This window comes from Faecalicatena contorta (genome assembly GCF_021531995.1).
GTDB lineage: Bacteria > Bacillota > Clostridia > Lachnospirales > Lachnospiraceae > Dorea_A > Dorea_A contorta_A.
Genome location: NZ_JAFBIZ010000005.1, coordinates 1 through 18,296 on the forward strand (window position 1 = coordinate 1; position 18,296 = coordinate 18,296).

Annotated in this window: 25 protein-coding genes and 1 pseudogene; 5 read left to right on the forward strand and 21 right to left on the reverse strand. The window is 43.9% G+C overall.

The annotated features are described in order from the left end of the window. The first annotated feature begins 65 nt into the window (after positions 1 to 65). The 4 genes and pseudogenes from JQM82_RS16460 (at position 66) to JQM82_RS01230 (ending at position 3,795) form a co-directional block, all read left to right on the forward strand. Positions 66 to 314 (forward strand): metalloregulator ArsR/SmtB family transcription factor, encoded by a 249-nt coding sequence (locus JQM82_RS16460; protein ID WP_334302954.1) that lies wholly within the window; start codon positions 66 to 68, stop codon positions 312 to 314. A gap of 96 nt (positions 315 to 410) precedes the next feature. Next, positions 411 to 1,351: pseudogene (locus tag JQM82_RS01220) on the forward strand (arsenic resistance protein). An 82-nt stretch (positions 1,352 to 1,433) separates the two neighbouring features. After that, the gene (locus JQM82_RS01225; RefSeq protein WP_235248067.1) at positions 1,434 to 2,786 is read left to right on the forward strand and encodes an MFS transporter; all 1,353 of its coding nucleotides are present in this window, start codon (positions 1,434 to 1,436) and stop codon (positions 2,784 to 2,786) included. A 4-nt stretch (positions 2,787 to 2,790) separates the two neighbouring features. After that, positions 2,791 to 3,795, forward strand: coding sequence for an alpha/beta fold hydrolase (locus tag JQM82_RS01230; protein ID WP_235248069.1), 1,005 nt, complete (start codon positions 2,791 to 2,793; stop codon positions 3,793 to 3,795). Positions 3,796 to 3,809: 14 nt separating this feature from the next. Here JQM82_RS01230 and JQM82_RS01235 read toward each other — a convergent pair whose 3' ends face one another. The 9 genes from JQM82_RS01235 to JQM82_RS01270 all read right to left on the reverse strand — a co-directional run bounded on the left by JQM82_RS01235 (position 3,810) and on the right by JQM82_RS01270 (position 9,627). After that, a complete protein-coding gene (locus JQM82_RS01235; RefSeq protein WP_235248071.1) occupies positions 3,810 to 4,406 on the reverse strand; it encodes an ABC transporter permease in 597 nt (198 codons plus the stop codon). A gap of 6 nt (positions 4,407 to 4,412) precedes the next feature. After that, entirely contained in the window at positions 4,413 to 4,541 is a 129-nt protein-coding gene (locus tag JQM82_RS16170; protein ID WP_268827638.1) for a hypothetical protein, read from the reverse strand. A gap of 75 nt (positions 4,542 to 4,616) precedes the next feature. Then, entirely contained in the window at positions 4,617 to 5,126 is a 510-nt protein-coding gene (locus JQM82_RS01240) for an ATP-binding cassette domain-containing protein (RefSeq protein WP_235248073.1), read from the reverse strand. 172 nt (positions 5,127 to 5,298) lie between these two features. Continuing rightward, entirely contained in the window at positions 5,299 to 5,964 is a 666-nt protein-coding gene (locus JQM82_RS01245; RefSeq protein WP_235248074.1) for an ABC transporter permease, read from the reverse strand. 32 nt (positions 5,965 to 5,996) lie between these two features. After that, the gene (locus JQM82_RS01250; protein WP_235248075.1) at positions 5,997 to 6,443 is read right to left on the reverse strand and encodes an ArsR/SmtB family transcription factor; all 447 of its coding nucleotides are present in this window, start codon (positions 6,441 to 6,443) and stop codon (positions 5,997 to 5,999) included. After that, positions 6,416 to 6,871 (reverse strand): DUF5937 family protein, encoded by a 456-nt coding sequence (locus JQM82_RS01255; RefSeq protein ID WP_235248076.1) that lies wholly within the window; start codon positions 6,869 to 6,871, stop codon positions 6,416 to 6,418. The genes JQM82_RS01250 and JQM82_RS01255 overlap by 28 nt, the downstream gene beginning before the upstream one ends. Positions 6,872 to 7,066: 195 nt before the next feature. After that, positions 7,067 to 7,321, reverse strand: a complete 255-nt coding sequence (locus tag JQM82_RS01260) for a barstar family protein (protein ID WP_235248077.1) — start codon at positions 7,319 to 7,321, stop codon at positions 7,067 to 7,069. A gap of 4 nt (positions 7,322 to 7,325) precedes the next feature. Then, a complete protein-coding gene (locus tag JQM82_RS01265; protein ID WP_235248078.1) occupies positions 7,326 to 7,826 on the reverse strand; it encodes a ribonuclease domain-containing protein in 501 nt (166 codons plus the stop codon). Between the two features lie 160 nt (positions 7,827 to 7,986). Next, entirely contained in the window at positions 7,987 to 9,627 is a 1,641-nt protein-coding gene (locus JQM82_RS01270; protein ID WP_235248079.1) for a Na/Pi cotransporter family protein, read from the reverse strand. A 219-nt stretch (positions 9,628 to 9,846) separates the two neighbouring features. Here JQM82_RS01270 and JQM82_RS01275 point away from each other — a divergent pair, with 219 nt between their 5' ends. Next, positions 9,847 to 10,710, forward strand: a complete 864-nt coding sequence (locus JQM82_RS01275; protein WP_235248080.1) for a phosphoribosylaminoimidazolesuccinocarboxamide synthase — start codon at positions 9,847 to 9,849, stop codon at positions 10,708 to 10,710. An 86-nt stretch (positions 10,711 to 10,796) separates the two neighbouring features. Here JQM82_RS01275 and spoVAE read toward each other — a convergent pair whose 3' ends face one another. From spoVAE to JQM82_RS01335, 12 genes are all read right to left on the reverse strand, one after another. After that, positions 10,797 to 11,153, reverse strand: coding sequence for a stage V sporulation protein AE (spoVAE, locus tag JQM82_RS01280; RefSeq protein WP_235248083.1), 357 nt, complete (start codon positions 11,151 to 11,153; stop codon positions 10,797 to 10,799). Between the two features lie 63 nt (positions 11,154 to 11,216). Further along, positions 11,217 to 12,221, reverse strand: coding sequence for a stage V sporulation protein AD (locus JQM82_RS01285; protein ID WP_235248085.1), 1,005 nt, complete (start codon positions 12,219 to 12,221; stop codon positions 11,217 to 11,219). Between the two features lie 66 nt (positions 12,222 to 12,287). Continuing rightward, positions 12,288 to 12,746 carry a SpoVA/SpoVAEb family sporulation membrane protein gene (locus tag JQM82_RS01290; protein WP_235248087.1) on the reverse strand — a complete coding sequence of 153 codons (459 nt, stop codon included), beginning with the start codon at positions 12,744 to 12,746 and terminating at the stop codon, positions 12,288 to 12,290. A 62-nt stretch (positions 12,747 to 12,808) separates the two neighbouring features. Further along, positions 12,809 to 13,225, reverse strand: a complete 417-nt coding sequence (locus tag JQM82_RS01295; RefSeq protein ID WP_235248089.1) for a stage V sporulation protein AB — start codon at positions 13,223 to 13,225, stop codon at positions 12,809 to 12,811. Next, positions 13,185 to 13,859 carry a stage V sporulation protein AA gene (locus tag JQM82_RS01300; RefSeq protein ID WP_235248090.1) on the reverse strand — a complete coding sequence of 225 codons (675 nt, stop codon included), beginning with the start codon at positions 13,857 to 13,859 and terminating at the stop codon, positions 13,185 to 13,187. Before JQM82_RS01300 ends, JQM82_RS01295 begins: the two co-directional genes overlap by 41 nt. Further along, positions 13,829 to 14,002 (reverse strand): hypothetical protein, encoded by a 174-nt coding sequence (locus JQM82_RS01305; protein ID WP_235248092.1) that lies wholly within the window; start codon positions 14,000 to 14,002, stop codon positions 13,829 to 13,831. The genes JQM82_RS01300 and JQM82_RS01305 overlap by 31 nt, the downstream gene beginning before the upstream one ends. 232 nt (positions 14,003 to 14,234) lie before the next feature. Further along, positions 14,235 to 14,669, reverse strand: coding sequence for an oligopeptide/dipeptide ABC transporter ATP-binding protein (locus JQM82_RS01310; protein WP_235248094.1), 435 nt, complete (start codon positions 14,667 to 14,669; stop codon positions 14,235 to 14,237). Beyond that, positions 14,614 to 15,288, reverse strand: coding sequence for an ABC transporter permease (locus JQM82_RS01315; RefSeq protein WP_235248096.1), 675 nt, complete (start codon positions 15,286 to 15,288; stop codon positions 14,614 to 14,616). Before JQM82_RS01315 ends, JQM82_RS01310 begins: the two co-directional genes overlap by 56 nt. A 64-nt stretch (positions 15,289 to 15,352) precedes the next feature. After that, positions 15,353 to 16,066 (reverse strand): RNA polymerase sporulation sigma factor SigF, encoded by a 714-nt coding sequence (gene sigF, locus JQM82_RS01320; RefSeq protein ID WP_235248098.1) that lies wholly within the window; start codon positions 16,064 to 16,066, stop codon positions 15,353 to 15,355. After that, a complete protein-coding gene (gene spoIIAB, locus JQM82_RS01325) occupies positions 16,045 to 16,500 on the reverse strand; it encodes an anti-sigma F factor (RefSeq protein WP_235248100.1) in 456 nt (151 codons plus the stop codon). The genes sigF and spoIIAB overlap by 22 nt, the downstream gene beginning before the upstream one ends. Before the next feature lies 1 nt (position 16,501). Further along, on the reverse strand, positions 16,502 to 16,813 hold the full coding sequence (locus JQM82_RS01330) for an STAS domain-containing protein (protein WP_235248101.1): 312 nt from the start codon (positions 16,811 to 16,813) through the stop codon (positions 16,502 to 16,504). A 121-nt stretch (positions 16,814 to 16,934) separates the two neighbouring features. After that, positions 16,935 to 18,290: a tetratricopeptide repeat protein gene (locus JQM82_RS01335; RefSeq protein ID WP_235248102.1), complete on the reverse strand. Its 1,356-nt coding sequence runs from the start codon at positions 18,288 to 18,290 to the stop codon at positions 16,935 to 16,937. Between the last annotated feature and the right edge of the window lie 6 nt (positions 18,291 to 18,296).

Here is an 18,296-nt window from a genome sequence, read left to right on the forward strand (position 1 = left end):
ATATAAAAATGCAATAAAATGCTCCACTGCTTTTCAACAAACATATAGATTTTTTTCAATTTGATATGCTTTCCTGTGGAGAACTATGTGCCTGCAGGATCCTTGAAGAATTTCATATCACTCAGCCTACCTTATCTCACGATATGAAAGTATTAATCGAAGCAAATATTGTAATTGATCGTAGAGAAGGGAAGAATACCTACTACTCCCTGAACCAGGAACAGTTGGATTCTTTTTACCAGAGTCTTGGATACATTATTTCTGACAAGGATGACTGTATATGCCATCCTGGTATTTCCTGTGATTGCCATTGATGCCAATGTGATTTTTCCTGTAAGGTTTTGCATTGGTTTTTATATGATTTTTAAATAGAATAATTTCTATATTTCAATATGATGAGGTATAAACTTATGAAAAAAGAAGAAAAAAATACAGGAATTAATTTTTTCCAGCGATACCTGACAGTATGGGTGTTTCTTTGCATGATCGCAGGTGTCCTGTCAGGACATTTTGCTCCCGCACTGCCTGCACTTTTGAGCAGATTGGAATACGCCCGGATCTCCATCCCGATGGCTGTACTCATCTGGATTATGATCTATCCTATGATGCTGAAGGTAGACTTTCAGAGTATACGGAATGTCGGCAAGAATCCCAAAGGCCTGTTTGTCACATGGATCGTCAACTGGCTGATAAAGCCATTTACCATGTATGGAATCGCATCTCTGTTCTTTTTTGTAATTTTTAAAGGACTGATCACGCCAGAACTGGCAACGGAATATCTGGCGGGAGCCGTTTTGCTCGGAGCAGCCCCCTGTACTGCCATGGTCTTTGTATGGAGTACGCTGACACATGGCAATCCGGCTTATACCGTTGTTCAGGTGGCAACAAATGACCTGATTATTCTGATTGCTTTTGTACCGATCGTAAAGTTCCTGTTAGGTGTATCAAATGTAATGGTTCCTTTTGATACATTAATTCTCAGCGTTATATTGTTTGTGGTCATTCCGCTGGCCGGAGGTATCCTGACCCGTATCCTGGTAATCAAACACAAAGGGGCTGATTATTTTGAAAAGATATTTACCCATAAATTTTCTTCTTCATTGCTTATGGAACCTGCAGGTTACTGAAATTGCCCCATAATACAGCAGCTCCTGCCGGAATGATTGGTGCTTCCAATTTCTTCGAGCTGGCGGTCGCAGTCGCTGTTGCATTGTTTGGCACAACCAGCCCTGCTGCACTTGCCACTACAGTAGGTGTACTGACAGAGGTTCCGGTGATGTTGACTCTGGTGAAAATTGCGAACAGAACTACTTCTTGGTTTCCGGAAAGAACTGCTGCAAAATATCGATAAATCCTTTTGATACTTTCTTTCCCCCAACATCTCTTTCCAATGTTATAATAAAAGAAAACTTACATGTTGGGGGTTAATACGAATGAAAAATTTATCAACAGCAAAAATCTGGTGTTTTGCAGTCGGTCAGTTTGGCTGGTCCATGCTGTCCGGCATTATTTCGAACTGGCTGGTCTATTTTTATCAACCGGATGAAGCTGCCATGTCACAGGGGCAGACTTTATTGATCCCTCAGGGACTGGTGATTCTCGGAATCGTTACCGTCATTGGGGCAATTACTGCCTTTGGTCGTGTATTCGATGCTTTCACCGACCCTATGATCGCATCTTTATCGGATCGATGCACTTCGAAAAACGGACGCCGTATGCCGTTCCTGAAGTTTGCCGCTCTTCCGCTCGCCTTATCGACCGTTCTTGTCTTCTGGTCTCCGGTATCAAAAGTGAGCTGGATCAATGCAGCATTCCTCTTTGTGATGGTCATGCTGTACTACCTCTCTATTACAGCCTACTGTACACCTTACAATGCGTTAATTCCGGAATTAGGACATACACAGCAGGAAAGGCTGAATATTTCCACAGTGATTTCGTTTACTTTTATCGCGGGAACCGCCGTTGCATATCTGGCGCCGTTCATCTGGGGGCTTTTTATCCCCGCTTTTGGAAGAATCAATGCAATCCGGATCACATTTACGATCATTGCCGCCATTGCATTCTTCTGCATGCTGGTTCCGGTTCTGACGATCCGGGAAAAAGATTATGTAAACACGATTCCTACCCAGGATTCTGCATTCCGTTCTCTGGTGTCTACATTTAAGAATGGAGAATTTCGCAAATTCGTCGGATCAGATATCTTCTACTGGATCGCGATTACGATGTTTCAGACCGGACTTCCGTTCTTTGTCACCAGTCTGCTGAAACTGTCCGAAAGTATGACTACCATATATTTTATCGGCATGACCGCACTGTCTTTGATCTTTTATGTTCCGATCAACAAACTGGCGCCAAAGATCGGAAAGAAGAACCTGATTCTCTTTGCTTTTGCAATCTTCTGTGCGGCTTACTTTTATTCCGGATTCCTCGGCAGCATTCCCGGAATTCCACCCGTGGTTCAGGGCATGATCCTTACCGTCGTGGCTGCTCTCCCTATGGCAATTTTTGGTATTCTCCCTCAGGCAGTGGTTGCAGACGTTGCCCAGAGTGATGCCATCGATACCGGAAACAATCGGGAAGGTATGTTTTATGCTGCCAGAACCTTTGCGTTCAAGCTTGGACAGAGCCTTGCAATGCTCCTGTTTACCGCAGTCTCCACAATCGGCTCCGGTACCGGAATGGGATACCGCATCGCAGCTCTTCTGGCGGCGGCACTTTGCTTTATCGGCGGATTCATCTTCCTGTTCTATAACGAACGAAAAATATTAGATAAGATTCAGGAGTAATCATATGAAACATTCAATGATATTGTCAGACACCCGGTATCAGGAACAGATGGATCATCTCGTAATACCTTATCTAACACAGCGGATGGAAACATTCTGTCTGGAACGGGAACCTGAAAAGAAACTATATGGCGTCAGATATCTGGCGGATTCCCCTGCCGGAATCATTCTGATCTCACATGGTTTTACAGAAACAGCAGAAAAATATCTGGAGATGGCCTATTATTTTGTCAATGCAGGATATCATACCTACATCATCGACCATTGCGGACATGGGAGAAGTTACCGGTTGGTGAAAGATCCTTCTCTGGTACATATCGACCGCTACGAACGATATGTGCAGGATCTGTTGTATACAGCCGAATATGCCAAAAAAGCACATCCGGATCTTTCTGCCAATCTGTATGGTCATTCTATGGGCGGAGGCGTTGCAGCCGCAGCGGCAGCATACAATCCTCAGGATTTTCACAGAGTCATTCTGTCCTCGCCTATGATCCGCCCCTCTACAGGGAATGTTCCCTGGGCTGTGGCGGGTCTGATCGCTTCTGTATGCTGCAGGATCGGAAAGTCAGAAGCTTATGTGCTCGGACAGCGTCCGTATCAGGGAAAAGAAGCTTTTGAAGACAGTGCTTCCCAGTCAGAAGCCAGATTCTCCTATTATAATGACATCAAAGCGCAGGAGCCTTTGTTCCATACGAGTGCAGCTTCCTTCGGATGGCTGCATGAGGCCATGCGGCTGAATCATTTTCTTCAGGCAAAGGCATGGAAACAGATACACTCACCTGTTCTGCTCTTTCAGGCAGAGCAGGATGCTTTCGTATCTGAAAAAGAACAACAGCGATTCATCGCCAAATTGAACAGGCAAAACAAACCGGTCCTGATCGGCACGGACACGGTTCCCTTTGCTCAATGCATTCGTATGCCGGATACCAGACATGAAATATTCAGCTCCGACACAGATGTACTGGATAACTATTGGGACAAAATCATACATTTTCTCAGTGACTGAACGGAGTGTTGCAATTAATAAAATTGCAGTTCACCGGTTTCTCGATTATGCTCCTCTGCCTTTCGTACCAGAAAAACGGTAAATGCGATCATGATACACAGGCAGAGTATTAATCCGGCCAGATCCGCGATCCAGCCCTTCCCCTCTTCCCGGATATGAAATACAAACCGGATGATGTTAAGACAATAGGTTAGCGGAAATACACAGGATATCAGCTTCGCCCACCATGGAAAACAGCTGACTGGTATCCTGCTGCCGGAAAATAATGTCATCGGAGTATCCAGCAGATTCATGACAATAGACGCATCTCTTGAGAACAAGAATATGGCATTCAGCATTCCTCCCCATATTGTGGATGAGATGATCAGCAAAAAAAATACCAGCGGTAACAGGAAGATATTCTGAAGCTTAAGCGTACCGGTATCAATCAATATAAATACGCAAAAGCAACAGAACATCCAGACTTCCTGTATGAGCGCCCCCAACGCCTTTCCATAATTCATCGCCTGATTGATAATTTTCATCAGTACTTCTTCCAGCCCCGGTTCCTGTCCATCCCTATCTACAGACAGATACTTCTTTAATTCTTCCTTCGTTCCCCGGGCAATCATCTCTCCCTAATCCAAGACATAGATATAATCACAGAGTTCCTCTGCCTCACTGATGTAGTGTGTCGTGAGCAGTACTTCTTTCTTGTCTTTTCTGGCTAATTTCATGTTCAGCTGCCGGATTTCTTTCGCAATCATAATATCTAATCCAAGTGTCGGTTCATCCAGAAATATATAATCCGGGTCGTTGATCAGTCCTCTTGCAATCTGAAGTCACTGTTTCATACCCTTCGAATACCGTTCTACGGGTATATCTGCAGCTTCTTCCAGACCTACAATCTTCAGCAAACGGTCTATTCTGTCATGTAACAGTGCTCCGCTTAATCCATACAGACTTCCAAAGTACCTGAGATTTTCTTTTGCCGTCAGTCTCCAGTACAGATTTCTCTCTCCGCCTGATATCATATTAATCCGCTCTTTCACCCACAGATGATTTTTTATGGCATCTACACCATTCATCATCAGACTCCCGGAAGACGGCTTGATCACAGAGGCAAGCATGCGTATCGTTGTGGTCTTTCCGGCGCCGTTGATTCCCAGCACACCTATGATATTTCCCTGGGGAATCTCCAGTGAAATGTCTTTTACAGCATGAATGACCCTTTTTCGCTTTGATCCAAACATACTCTTTTTTTCTTTTAAAACATAATCCTTGCACAAATGTACTGCTTTTATCTTATGATTATTTTCTGCTCTTTTGAGTTCTTCATTTTCAAAATACATCCTGCTTTCTCCTCATTTACCCATATATTTACCAAAATACGCTTTCTACTAATTTACGTTCCATGTGCATATACCAGACTGCCCCTACCATCAGATAAACACCGGATAACACAAGTACCTGCAGGATCAATGATCCGTTCGCTGACAGATTCTGGCGCCCAATCACCACGTTTCAGAACAATGTCACTGCCGGCGTCAGTGGAAAAATCTGAGCAAATTTCCGCACCCACCCCGGAAGATACTGAATCGGATAGGTAATTCCACAGGTCAGACTCATGGTTACAAATAAAGTATTCTGTGTCAGATAAGTATCCCTTGTATACAGCATGACTGAAGACAACAGGATTCCCTTACAGAAAAAGCCAAATACCGCCAATAGGATTACCGATATTGCACGAAATGAGAGCATAGATTTTACATTTGCTCCCAGAACAGCTCCCACCGCCAACACAGCTCCGAACTCTAACAGCGCCCGTGTTGTCTGTTCCAGCAGACATCCCACGAAATAATGACTCCGGGGAGCCGGAGATAACAGAAGTGGCTCCAGCGTTCCTTCCCGCAGTTCACTGATCAGCACACGCCCAATATTCATCAGCGTTGCAACAGCCAGAACATTTAGTGCAGATCCCAATACGATATAGGTCATATAGTCCGCTCCGTCCGTATATCCTGCGAACTCACTGCCCAGGCTTTCCCTGGCCAGATAATGATATAAAAAATATGGAACTATGATCTGTGTTACCCCGGTCACGATTCTGGATACCATAAAGGACCATGGAACTGCTCGCATAATACCTGTCCTGTTTTTCCGATAGATAGAAAAAATGATCCTCCACATTCTTCTTCATACTCCTTTCTCCACATATCTTTCTATTGCAGCATCGTTTCATAAAATGCATATGGAATATAATCAATCATCTCTGTTACGAATTCATATTTCATGTAAAATCCCTGTTTGGATTTGCGGACAAGCCCCGCGGCTTTCATGATCTTTAGGTGCTTTGAAACGGCTGCTTCGCTGATTCCCATCTCACAGGCCAGATCCCTGGTCGTACAGATTCCATCCATCAGATGTCGGATGATCTGAAGCCTCGTGCCGTCTCCCAGAGTCTTGAATATCCACACGAAATCTTTGGGAATCCTGTATTCCGACTGCTCGACGATCACTCCTTTCACAATCTCTAATTCATTTGGATTGTGATATAACCACAGATGTGGTGCCACAAAAGTGCTGGCTGTTATGAATATTGAATGGATATCTTCTTTCAGATAGCGATATTCTCTGTTCTTCAGATATGTGACCGTATCCTGTTCCACACAAAGCCTCGGATGAATCTTTTTACACCATTCCCACAATCCTTCATTTTCACATTTTTCCCGTTCTTTCTTAAGGATACGTCCAAGGTATGCTCGCAAGATTGCTTCTTCTCTTCGGAAAATTTCACGATAATAAGATAGATCGTCATTTTCCGGAAATAAGATAACATCTCTACGATCTCCATCTGACGGATCTCGCTCCATCTGTCAGAATCAATAATGATGGTCCAGGTATTCGTAATCTCGTCCAGCTCCCTGATTCGCCCGATCAGCTCCGGAGACGACTTTTCTTTTGATTCCGCCCATTTTTTTCTGGAGGCATGGTGCTCCGGATTCGACAGTACATGCATGGAAAAAAACATTTCCCAGGACGGAAGAACAGAAAATACAATTTCCGTATTCTTCTCCCGAAATATATCTAATATCACACTTTTTCTCCTTCCACTAATTAACAATCTGGTTAACCGTTCGTTGTTTTGCTTTAAGCGTGTGTATTATAAGAATGTGGTCCCGTTTTGTCAACATGTTTTTCCTTCACAATTCCAATTAAAATAGAGCCGATGACCTCTCTTTTGAAAACCATCGACTCTGTTTTAATGTATATTTTTCTTATTCTCTATTCCTTATGCATAACCTTCACATTTTAATCCTGGATTTTCCCGACATGCATCCGCAAGAACTCTCTCAACTTTCTTATACCACGCCCCCGCCTGATCTTCATGTTCAATCACAACTACCGTATCCGTAAGCTCTGTCAGGCAGTCATACAGCGCATCCAGATTATTGCCAAAGTATTCCGGCAGCTGAAACTGTTCCTTCAGATATGCAAATGTATCCTCTCTGTTTTCCATCCTGCCTGCGTCCAGTATCACTCTCATCTTCTTATTCCTCACCATATAACAATTCAAAAGTTTCATAATGATCTTCCGTATAATAGATCAGGCCATCATCTGAATACACAATCCTCTTCGCGTTCCGGCGCCCCCCTTCATAATCAATATCACATTCATGGTAAGTCCGTCCATCCGCTTCCGGAAGAGCTCCCTCGTAATTACCAAAATAATCACCGCCGATACTTTTGCCCGGTGCAACCTCATCCAGATTGCCCTCTTTACTGTTCCAGCCAAGGGACTGTGCTTCCTTCTTCGTAATATAATTCTCCGGCAGATGTCCAAATTCATTCAGATACGCCGCCACTTCTTCCTTAGACGTATACTCGCCGGATTCCTCAACCAGCCCTTCCGGCTCCTGCTGCGCCTCCTGGCTCGTTTCCTGTTGCCCGGAAGATGTATCGTCCGTCTCCACATTCTGGTTTCCACAGCCTGCCAAAAGACAGAACATTAATAAAAACAACCCTATAAGATACTTAATCTTTTTCCTCATATAATCCTCCAACTTATCCCATAGTTTCCCACATATAATTTAGGGGAATTCCACTTCCTTCGTGGATAAATCCCTTTTTAGCCATAAAAATCGGCAAAAAGGGACAGGGGTTTTAATAATTTGGGACGGGGAATTTTTAAAAATTCCCCGTCCCAAATTATTATTGTTGCTTCTCCAGCACTTCTTCGGCGATGTTTCTCGCGTGGTCGGAGATACGTTCCAGACATACCAGTGTGTCGAGGAATACGATTCCTGCTTCTGTGTTGCACTGGTTGTTTGCCAGTCGTTTGATATGTTTGCTTCTGAGTGTAATCTCCAGATCGTCAGCCTGGGTTTCTTTTTCGATTACTTTCAGTGCGATCTCTTTGCTCTGCTTTTCATAAGATTCTAATGCATATACATAACTGTCGATACAGATATCCAGCATCCCCTGCAGCTGTTCCTTTCCAATTTCTGAGAAACCGACTTTTTTCTCGTACAAAGTCTCTGCAAATTCGGATATGTTTTCACAGTAGTCGCTGATACGCTCGATATCAGATACAAGCTGCAGAATGTGTGATACTTCCTGATGTTCTTTTTCACTGATCTGCAATGAGCTAAGCTTAATTGCATACTCGGTGATTCCGGCGCTCAGATTATCTACGGTACTTTCTTCATCTTTCAGGAACTGAATATCCTCTTCTTTTAATGTAAATAATACGGTTCTTGCGACTTCCAGAGATTCTTTTACGATTTCTCCCATACGAATCAGTTCTTTGATCGTAGACTGAAGTGCGATACCTGGTGTCTGAAGGATACGGTCATCAAGAAGTACGACTCCTCTATCCTGTTCGGCCTCATCCACACGTCCGATCTTCTTCGCCAGCTTCACGATCCAGTTCGATACAGGGAACAGAAGGACGGTGGTTCCGATATTAAATATGGTATGAACGGTACTGATCTGTGTCTGCGTGATATTACCCAAACCAGCTGCCGTATTGATCAGTTCAAAGTACACAATCGCAATTACGCTGAATATCACCGTGCCGATTACGTTGAACAGCAGATGCATCAGTGCTGCCGTCTTTGCATTCTTCTTAGCTCCAAGACTTGACATGATAGCAGTCACACAGGTACCGATGTTCTGTCCCATGATAATATAGATTGCTGCACGGAACGGAATCAGGCCCGCTGCCGCAAGACTCTGCAGGATACCAACCGAAGCGGATGAGCTCTGAATAATACCCGTTACAACTGCACCGGTCAGGATTCCCAGAAGTGGACTATGTCCCAATGTTACAAACAGATTACAGAAAGCCGGTACCTCTTTCAGTGGCGCCACCGAGGAAGACATGGTCGTAATACCGATAAACAGAAGACCGAAGCCCACGACAATGCTGGAGATATCCTTTGCAGACCTCCTTTTCCCGGTCAGCATGATGATCACACCAAGCATGACTGCAATCGGTGCAAGCGTAGACGGACTTAAGAACTTGGCCCACTCCACGGAAGATACCAGCCATCCTGTCACGGTCGTACCTACGTTGGCTCCCATGATAACTCCCATCGCCTGTGTCAGATTCATGATTCCTGCATTTACAAAACCTACAACCATGACAGTAGTCGCAGATGAACTCTGAATAACCGCTGTAATCGCAGCTCCAAGAAGCACTCCCATCAGCTTATTCTTTGTCAGAACTTCCAACAAAGTTTTCATTCGATTTCCGGCAGCATTCTCCAGGCCCTGCGCCATAATCTGCATGCCATAAATAAACATTCCAAGTCCTCCGACAAAAGGAATAATTATATTTACATATTTCATGATTTCCTCTCTCCTAAATAATCTACATATTAATCCAACATTTTTAACATACCATTTACCTATACAGAAAACAACTGCTTTTTACAATTTCTTAACAAGTTTTTGATTTTATACAAAAAAATCCCATAAAATTGCAAAATGGTATTGTTTTTTCCCGCAAAATCTGTTTAGCTATTACGTATAGACTATTTTAAACTATAATATAGCGAGGTATATGAGATGAAACCAATAAAAGAAGGCAAAGTCCGTGAAATCTATGATAACGGCGACAGCCTGATTATGGTTGCGACTGACCGTATCAGCTGTTTTGATGTAATCCTGAAAAATGTTGTAACAAAAAAAGGAACGGTTCTGACTCAGATGTCCAAGTTCTGGTTTGATCTGACCAAAGATATCCTTCCAAACCACATGATCTCTGCTGATGTAAAGGATATGCCGGAATTCTTCCAGCAGCCACAGTTCGACGGCAACAGCATGATGTGCAAGAAACTGAATATGCTGCCAATCGAATGTATCGTTCGTGGTTATATCACCGGAAGCGGCTGGGCAAGCTACAAAGAAAACGGAACCGTATGCGGTATCACACTTCCGGAAGGTCTGAAAGAGTCTGACAAGCTTCCTGAACCAATCTACACACCTTCTACCAAAGCTGAGATTGGTGATCACGATGAAAATATCTCTTATGAACAGAGCATTGCTCACCTGGAAAAGTATTTCCCGGGAAAAGGCGAAGAATATGCTACCAAACTCCGCGACTACACCATCGCGCTCTATAAGAAATGTGCTGATTATGCACTGAGCCGCGGCATCATCATTGCAGATACCAAGTTTGAATTTGGTCTGGACGAAGATGGCAACATCGTACTCGGTGATGAGATGCTGACACCGGACAGTTCCCGTTTCTGGCCTGCAGACGGATATGAACCGGGACACGGACAGCCATCTTTTGACAAGCAGTTCGCACGTGACTGGCTGAAGGCGAATCCGGACAACGACTGGACACTTCCGGATGAGATCGTTCAGAAGACAATTGAAAAATATCTTCAGAGTTACGAGATGCTGACGGGAGAAAAGCTCCAGTAATTACAAATTACATATAAATTCAACGGGACTGTTACAACATCCAGTGATTCATCCTGGGATATACATCTGATGTTGTAGCAGTCCTTTTACTTTTTCATTTTCGGCTCAAATACGAGTGAGGCAAGATATCCAAATATCAATGCTGCCGAGATTCCAACGGCACTTGCCTTAAATCCACCCATAAAGATACCGATAAATCCCTGTGTATCCACTGCTTCTTTGACTCCTTTCCACAACAGGTTGCCAAATCCCAGCAGCGGAACGCTGGCTCCCGCTCCCGCATATTCCTGAAATGGCTGATAGATCTGCAATGCCCCAAGAACAGCTCCACTGCAGACCAGCAGAACCATAACTCTTCCCGGCATCAGCTTTGTCCGGTCTAAAAGGATCTGGCAAAGTGCACAGATCAGACCTCCTATCCAGAATGCATTGATATAATCCATAGGCTTCCTCCTTTTCTCATCTATTGACATCATGAAAAAAACATTCTATATCCGTTCTCTTCGCTAACAATGCTCCAATACAATGCCATGCGCGATTCCCGGCACACTGGCCCCTTCATTGTAGCTCACCGTAGACATCAGGGCTCCTGTCGGAACGAACAATACTCTCTTCCATTCTCCCCGTTCAATCTTTGGCAGGATGTAGGACGACAATGTAACTGCCGCGCAGCCGCATCCACTTCCTCCGGCATGCGTATCCTGCAGATTCTGATCAAATATCAGCATTCCACAGTCCATATGATTTTTCTTGATATCATACCCCTTTCCCCTCATCAGATCAAACAATATACTCTGCCCGACATATCCCAGATCTCCCGTAACAATTCGATTATAATCTTCCGGGACTCTTGCAAAATCTTTCAGATTCTGTATGATCGTATCACAGGCCGCCGGTGCCATACATGCTCCCATATTCTGCGAATCCTTCAATCCATAATCCACAATTTTTCCCACCGTCACTCCCGTAATCCGTACATGGCTCCTTTTCAGCCCCACGATAAATGCACCACTTCCGGTCACAGTCCAGTGTGCAGATAACGGTCTCTGATTGGCATATCCCAACGGGAAGCGGAATTCCTTTTCTGCGCTTCCGAAATGACTGGAAGTAACTGCCAGCATATATTCTCCATAGCCCGCCGCAACACTCATTGCCGCCAGGGCAAGAGCCTCCCCGGAGGTAGAGCATGCTCCATATAACCCGAACATTGGAATATGCAGTTCCTCCACACCCATAGATGTGGCAACTCCCTGCCTGAGCAGATCTCCTCCGAACAGGAACCGAATATCCTCCGGTCGAAGATGTGTTTTTCCCAATGCCAGCAGACACGCTTCTTTCTGCATTGCACTCTCAGCTTCCTCCCATGTGTTTTCACCAAAAAGATCTTCTGGCTCCACCATGTCAAATAGCCTCCCCAGCGGTCCTTCACCCTCTTTTTTTCCGGCAACAGAAGCACTGCCGACTACAAAAGGTGACTGTTCAAATGCGATACTCTGTAAACCTGTTATCATCATATCTCCCCTTTACTTTACCTGATCTGTCTCTTTGCACACTTCTCATATAATCTCATATAATTCTCATACAATTCCCACACATTTCAGAACCCAGTACCCAAGCCCCAAAATCCAGCTGGTAAAGATTCCATACAGAATTACCGGTCCTGCAATCGTAAAGATCTTGCATCCGATTCCCATGACCTGACCTTCCTTTTTATACTCAATTGCCGGAGCAGCCACTGAATTGGCAAATCCTGTGATCGGAACCAATGCACCTGCTCCTCCCCACTTCGCAATTCCGGGATATATGTTGCATCCGGTCAGAATCACGCTCGTTAACACCAGAAGCATGGAACACCAGCCTCCGCTGATATCCTTGTCCAACCCAATGTATTCACAGTAATTCAGGATTACCTGTCCGATTGTACAGATGATTCCTCCTGTCACAAATGCCCTTGACATATTCACAGGGAGACTGTGTACCGGTGTTTTCTGTTTTACATAGTTCTCATAAGCCTGTTGCTGTTGTTTGTTATCCATATATGCTACCTCCCGTCATGTTGTTTACTCACCATGTTATTTACTCGCCACATCCATCATGCTTACCATCGTTTTAAAAAGAACACCAGTGCCCCCAGTCCCTTTCCCAATGCAATTCCCAGAATAATATATGGGATACATCGCAAAAGACGAACTCGTCGAATAAAGATCGGGAACAAATTCAGGACTTCTGCCAACGCCATGGCCCAGCATCCGACAAACAGGCCCCCAAAGATTCCGAACATCGGTACCAGCCAGACACCTCCCGGTATGCTGATCTGATATATGGAAAAAATAGTTCCCAGAATCCCTCCCAGCGCAATACTGTCCTCATATAACATCAGATGCTCTCCTGTATGCGTTCTGTCTGCAAAGTCCGATACCACTCCCAACCCTATAATAAAAGAAAACAATCCTCCTGCGGCAGCTACACCGGCGCTAAGTCCGAAAATGATTAAAAGTATCTTTGCTGCCCACATCGATCTCTTTCTCCTTTCTTGCATAGGTTTCAATCAGTGTTGTCTGAATATCATTTTCATAAAGCCGCATCTCAACCTCCATCGGAGTCGGATCTACCGTCCACTTTCTCCTGCCAAAATGATCAAAGAATACCAGAATTCCAATCGTAAGTCCTATACAGTACGTCAGTTCCAGCAGTGTAAATCCATCCGACACCTGCCCGGTCAGCTGCTCATATATCTGCGCAAACATCTTTGTAGTATCCACATCATTGTTAAATGCCATCGTCGAAAACGCAGCTCCGAAGAAACTGATCAGCACTACTGCCGCCGTTTTCAGATAATGAACCATCCCTCCCGTTGTCTGCTGCTCCTCATAGGTGACGATAAAATCCGTCTCACCCATATTTTCAACCGTGATTCCGGGATATTCTTTGTGTATCTTCTCAATTACTTTCAACACCGATACCGCAACTCTGTTCTGCATCTTCTGATCTGTGTGATGAAACCTTAACAACTTCACCGTACTTAACCGGGGCACAACTGCCGGATTGCTGCACTCCATCTGCAACACATCCCCCAACGTCACGTCTGATTTTGTCACTTCAATATTCCTGTCTGCTTTTATATATACGATATCTTTGCTTCCTGCCATAATCTCTCCTGCCTTACGAGTGTTCCCTCCCGGACATCATCCGTCTCCTTCCGACTTCCAAAGTAATAAATCCCCCCTATGATCACCGCTGCCGTCACGATACATAACAGACAGATTCTAAGCTTTCTCCTCGCGTCATCCATACACTCACCTTCTTTATCCTAATATCTTATTGTATTTGTTATCTTTATTTTCTTTGCTTAGTATGAATACTTCCGCCAAAAACTATACATATAATAAAACAGAAGATTTTCTCATCACCTTACTGAATATAAAAAAGCAGGCAAATGATATCCTGATTATCAGATATCATTCACTTGCTTTTCATAATATATACCGTTTACAGACCTGATTTTTCTATTTCTCTACATATATCTACATGGTAGCTTTTACACATGACACGAAATGTCCGTCTGACACTTCTACCAACTGCATCATTTGTGTTCTACATTTCTCATCCGCATATTCACACCTTGTGCAGAATCTGCATCCCTGAGGCGGATCAATGGGACTTGGAACATCTCCACCCATAATGATTCTCTGTTTCTCTTTTGATATGACCGGATCAGGAATCGGAACCGCTGATAGCAATGCCTGTGTATATGGATGAAATGATGCTCTCGGCAACTGAACGCCAAGACCGATGTAACTTAAAAATGACTCCGTTAAAATTGCATGCGCAATTCCTAAAGTTGCTGCCACACTAATCTGCCCAACCATATTCGGAATAATGTGATGAAAAATGACGTATCTGTCACTTGCTCCCAGATTCTTTGACGCACAGACAAAGCCCCTCTGCTTTAATGTCATTGTCTCTGCTCTTGTGACACGTGTCACGCTTGGCCAGGAGAACAACGCAAGTACCAATCAACGTTCCAATACCGATTGCTACAACCATTGTCATCAACCCAACTACTATCGAAACCTGTCCTCCATATAATGCTCTTGTAAAATAATCTCTTCCGTATTCATCTGTTCCAAGCCAGTGTTCTGCTGAAATCCCCTGCCTGATCCGTGGATCCACAACTGCATATAACAAGTCAGCAATCAAATTGCCGGCTACCAATACAGCACCAATCAACATCGTATAAGCCATAATCGCCGGATAATCTCTGTTCTTTATCGCTGTCATAGCATATGTACCAACTCCCGGCCAGCCAAATACCGTCTCAATAATAAAGGATCCTCCTACTACTGATGACAAATTCATACCCACCAATGTAATTACCGGAAGCAACGTATTTTTCAACACATGTTTTCTCAATATCTTTTTATCCGCAGTACCTCTGGCCCATTTTTCCCTTACTGCCTCGATTTGTTCCTCCGACATGGTCGGCTGAATATACAGACTCGAAATATCACCAGGTGCAAAATAGATAACAGCAAATCCAAAAAACGACAACAAAACCAACACCAGACAAGATTGCAAAAGACGTTTTTCTATATATTACATCATTTATTTGATGTGTCTATATATTACATTAAAATACTCTTCATACCATTTTCCGCAGATTTTTTAATATTTTCTTTTCCATTCTTGATACCTGCACCTGTGAGATTCCCATCTGCTTTCCTACTTGCGACTGCGTCTGATCCGCAAAATACCGAAGATAGATCAGCTGTCTTTCTTCTTTGTCCAGATATGAAAGCAACTGCTTCAAAAGCATATGGTCCAGTATCTTGTCTTCTTCCTCTTTTTTCTGCGGAAGCTTGTCCATCAGACGAATTTCCTGCCCCTCCTTTTGATAGATCGGCTTATGCAGAGACTCAATGTCTCCACTTGCCTCCAGTGCCATGGTAAGTTCCTCCGTTTCCACGCCCAGCTCTTCTGCAAGCTCTGTAACCGTCGGATCCCTTCCCAGTTTTTCCTGCATCACAGCCTCACAGCCGTATGCCCGGTATGCGAGTTCCTTTAATGATCTGCTTACCTTGATCATTCCGTCATCTCTCAGAAATCTTTTGATCTCACCTGAAATCATTGGAACCGCATAGGTAGAAAACTTCACATCATAGGATAGATCGAATTTATCAATCGCTTTCAACAGTCCGATACTGCCGATCTGAAACAGGTCATCCGCTTCCGCCCCCCGATTATAGTACCTTTTTACAATACACCATACCAGTCCGGTATTTTCTTCCACCAGCTGTGCTCTCGCTTCTTCATCCCCATTGTGAGATCTCTGTATCAAAGCGAGTGTGTGGTCCATAATTTTCGTCCTTCTCCAATCGTTTTCTGCATCTTTACAACAGTTCCCTGTCCGGGTACGGATATAACTTCCAGATGATCCATAAATGCTTCCATGAAAGAAAATCCCATTCCGGAACGGTCAAGTTCCGGTTTTGTTGTAAAAAGCGGCTCCATTGCCTGTTTGACATCCTGGATCCCTTTTCCTTTATCTTCTACCTCCAGATATAATGTTTTTCCTTCTGTCCGGCAGCGTATGTATATATTCTTTACTTCATTTTCATATCCATGAATCACCGCATTGGTTACCGCCTCTGATACAGCAGTCTTCACATCAGACACTTCTTCCACGGTCGGATTCAGCGCTGTCATAAAAGCTGCCACAGCCACCCTGGCAAATGACTCATTGGATGAGCGGCTGTCAAATATTAACTGCATTTCATTCGTATTTTCCATATTACCTGTCCTCCTCATATATATGCATTATTTTTGTTACTCCCGACATCTTCAGTATCTTCCGGATCCTTTCACTGGTGTGTACTGCACACACCTCTCCTCCCAACATATACACACGCTTATAACGGCCCATGATCACTCCGATTCCGGAGCTGTCACAGAATACGGTATCTTTAAAGTCAAAGATGACATAGCGAATATGATTGTGTTCGATCAGATGATCCGATTCCCTCCTGATTTCTTCCGCATTGTGATGATCCAGCTCTCCCGGAAGAAATATGGTCAGACAATTTTCCTGTACCTGATATTTCATGCTTTCCCCTCCATTCAAAATCTTGCATCGACAGGATCTGCCATCGGCAGCTTTCCAGGATGCATGGCAATGAAAAAAGGATATGCATCTGCATATCCTTTTCTTTCGTACGTTTGATCTCTTATTCTTCTGTATCTTTTTTGCCTTTACTGTTCTGTGCATCCAGTGCTTCCTGCGCGGTCTCTGCTGCCTTGGTATCCGGATACTCCTCAATGATCTTCTGGTATCTGATATTTGCCTGATCCTGATCGCCACTCTTTTCATATGATTGCGCTAGCAAAAGCATTGCCGCACCATCATTATACCCTTCATCCATCTTCATAATGGTCTCAAGGTTTGTAATAGCAGTCTCATAATTGGCAACTTCAAAATTACTCTGGGAAGTTGCATACAGGTTTGTACACATTCTTGGATACAATGTTTCCGTAATGTTTTCAAACTTTTCTCTTCCCACGGTTCCCAGAGAATCCGGATTTACCTTCAACAGTTCTTCCAGCATTGCCTCATCACTCATATCACCGGCCTGAAAATGTGCACTGATGTTTATGACAATCTCATAACTGTCCTGCGTTGAGGCAGCCGTAGCCTGTGCACTTTCTGTCTCCTCACTGGTTGACCTGTATTCCTCCAGTTCTTTTTTCAAAGCACTGATCTGCGCCTTCTGTGTCGCAATCTGGTCACTGAACTTCACCGTCTGCTCATTGATCTTATCCTGTCTGGACGCATTGATCGCCGGCATGACCAGGAAGCACATCACAGCAACCCCCATCAGGACTCCGACAGCAATGTTGATCAGAGAATGAAGTCCCGCATTCTCCTTTAGTCCGGATGTCACCGGCTGGATGATAGTTTCATTACCTATATTATAAGTAACAGTCTGCGGATTCTTTTTCTTTCCTTCTTCTTCCTTAATCTTAACATTTCTGGACTTTCTTACCTGATTCAGTTCATGCATGTACTGAAGCGTAATCTCATCTGTCTTGTCCAGCTTATGTGCAATTCGTACTGCCTGCCTGGCTTTTGAATACTGCTCCGTCTGTATATAGAGCAGTGTCAGAAGCTGATACGCCTTGACATAAGTCGGATGCGCTTCTACCGCTTTTTTTAACTGAAGGATCGCCAGATCTTCTCCCCTCTGATAGCAGTATGTCAATGCCTGATTGTACCGTTTGATCGCCTGATTAATCGTATCAAGCTCATCTTTCTTCTCTTTGATCTTTTGAATATAATAATTGGCAATATTCTCATGTGACTGAAAATTCTTGCTTAAGATCCATTCAACCAGCGCCTCTCCAACATCTCCGCGTCCATAATAGACAAGTCCCAGAAGGTTTCTTGCCGCAATATTGGCTCTGTTATACTGTAAGCTTTTTTTCAGAGAAGCAATCGCACCGGACATATCCCGGATATTCGCTTTTTTTAATCCGTCGTTATACCAGTAATTCGACTGATATACAAGTTTTGTTGTATAATCCATATACTA

Coding starts and splice junctions, on each gene's coding strand:
- JQM82_RS16460 (WP_334302954.1), top strand. CDS start 66: ATGCTTTCCTGTGGAGAACTATGTGCCTGCAGGATCCTTGAAGAATTT.
- JQM82_RS01225 (WP_235248067.1), top strand. CDS start 1,434: ATGAAAAATTTATCAACAGCAAAAATCTGGTGTTTTGCAGTCGGTCAG.
- JQM82_RS01230 (WP_235248069.1), top strand. CDS start 2,791: ATGAAACATTCAATGATATTGTCAGACACCCGGTATCAGGAACAGATG.
- JQM82_RS01235 (WP_235248071.1), bottom strand. CDS start 4,406: ATGATTGCCCGGGGAACGAAGGAAGAATTAAAGAAGTATCTGTCTGTA.
- JQM82_RS16170 (WP_268827638.1), bottom strand. CDS start 4,541: ATGATTGCGAAAGAAATCCGGCAGCTGAACATGAAATTAGCCAGAAAA.
- JQM82_RS01240 (WP_235248073.1), bottom strand. CDS start 5,126: ATGTATTTTGAAAATGAAGAACTCAAAAGAGCAGAAAATAATCATAAG.
- JQM82_RS01245 (WP_235248074.1), bottom strand. CDS start 5,964: ATGTGGAGGATCATTTTTTCTATCTATCGGAAAAACAGGACAGGTATT.
- JQM82_RS01260 (WP_235248077.1), bottom strand. CDS start 7,321: ATGAGAGTGATACTGGACGCAGGCAGGATGGAAAACAGAGAGGATACA.
- JQM82_RS01265 (WP_235248078.1), bottom strand. CDS start 7,826: ATGAGGAAAAAGATTAAGTATCTTATAGGGTTGTTTTTATTAATGTTC.
- JQM82_RS01270 (WP_235248079.1), bottom strand. CDS start 9,627: ATGAAATATGTAAATATAATTATTCCTTTTGTCGGAGGACTTGGAATG.
- JQM82_RS01275 (WP_235248080.1), top strand. CDS start 9,847: ATGAAACCAATAAAAGAAGGCAAAGTCCGTGAAATCTATGATAACGGC.
- spoVAE (WP_235248083.1), bottom strand. CDS start 11,153: ATGGATTATATCAATGCATTCTGGATAGGAGGTCTGATCTGTGCACTT.
- JQM82_RS01285 (WP_235248085.1), bottom strand. CDS start 12,221: ATGATAACAGGTTTACAGAGTATCGCATTTGAACAGTCACCTTTTGTA.
- JQM82_RS01290 (WP_235248087.1), bottom strand. CDS start 12,746: ATGGATAACAAACAACAGCAACAGGCTTATGAGAACTATGTAAAACAG.
- JQM82_RS01295 (WP_235248089.1), bottom strand. CDS start 13,225: ATGTGGGCAGCAAAGATACTTTTAATCATTTTCGGACTTAGCGCCGGT.
- JQM82_RS01300 (WP_235248090.1), bottom strand. CDS start 13,859: ATGGCAGGAAGCAAAGATATCGTATATATAAAAGCAGACAGGAATATT.
- JQM82_RS01305 (WP_235248092.1), bottom strand. CDS start 14,002: ATGGATGACGCGAGGAGAAAGCTTAGAATCTGTCTGTTATGTATCGTG.
- JQM82_RS01310 (WP_235248094.1), bottom strand. CDS start 14,669: ATGACATTAAAGCAGAGGGGCTTTGTCTGTGCGTCAAAGAATCTGGGA.
- sigF (WP_235248098.1), bottom strand. CDS start 16,066: ATGGACCACACACTCGCTTTGATACAGAGATCTCACAATGGGGATGAA.
- spoIIAB (WP_235248100.1), bottom strand. CDS start 16,500: ATGGAAAATACGAATGAAATGCAGTTAATATTTGACAGCCGCTCATCC.
- JQM82_RS01330 (WP_235248101.1), bottom strand. CDS start 16,813: ATGAAATATCAGGTACAGGAAAATTGTCTGACCATATTTCTTCCGGGA.
- JQM82_RS01335 (WP_235248102.1), bottom strand. CDS start 18,290: ATGGATTATACAACAAAACTTGTATATCAGTCGAATTACTGGTATAAC.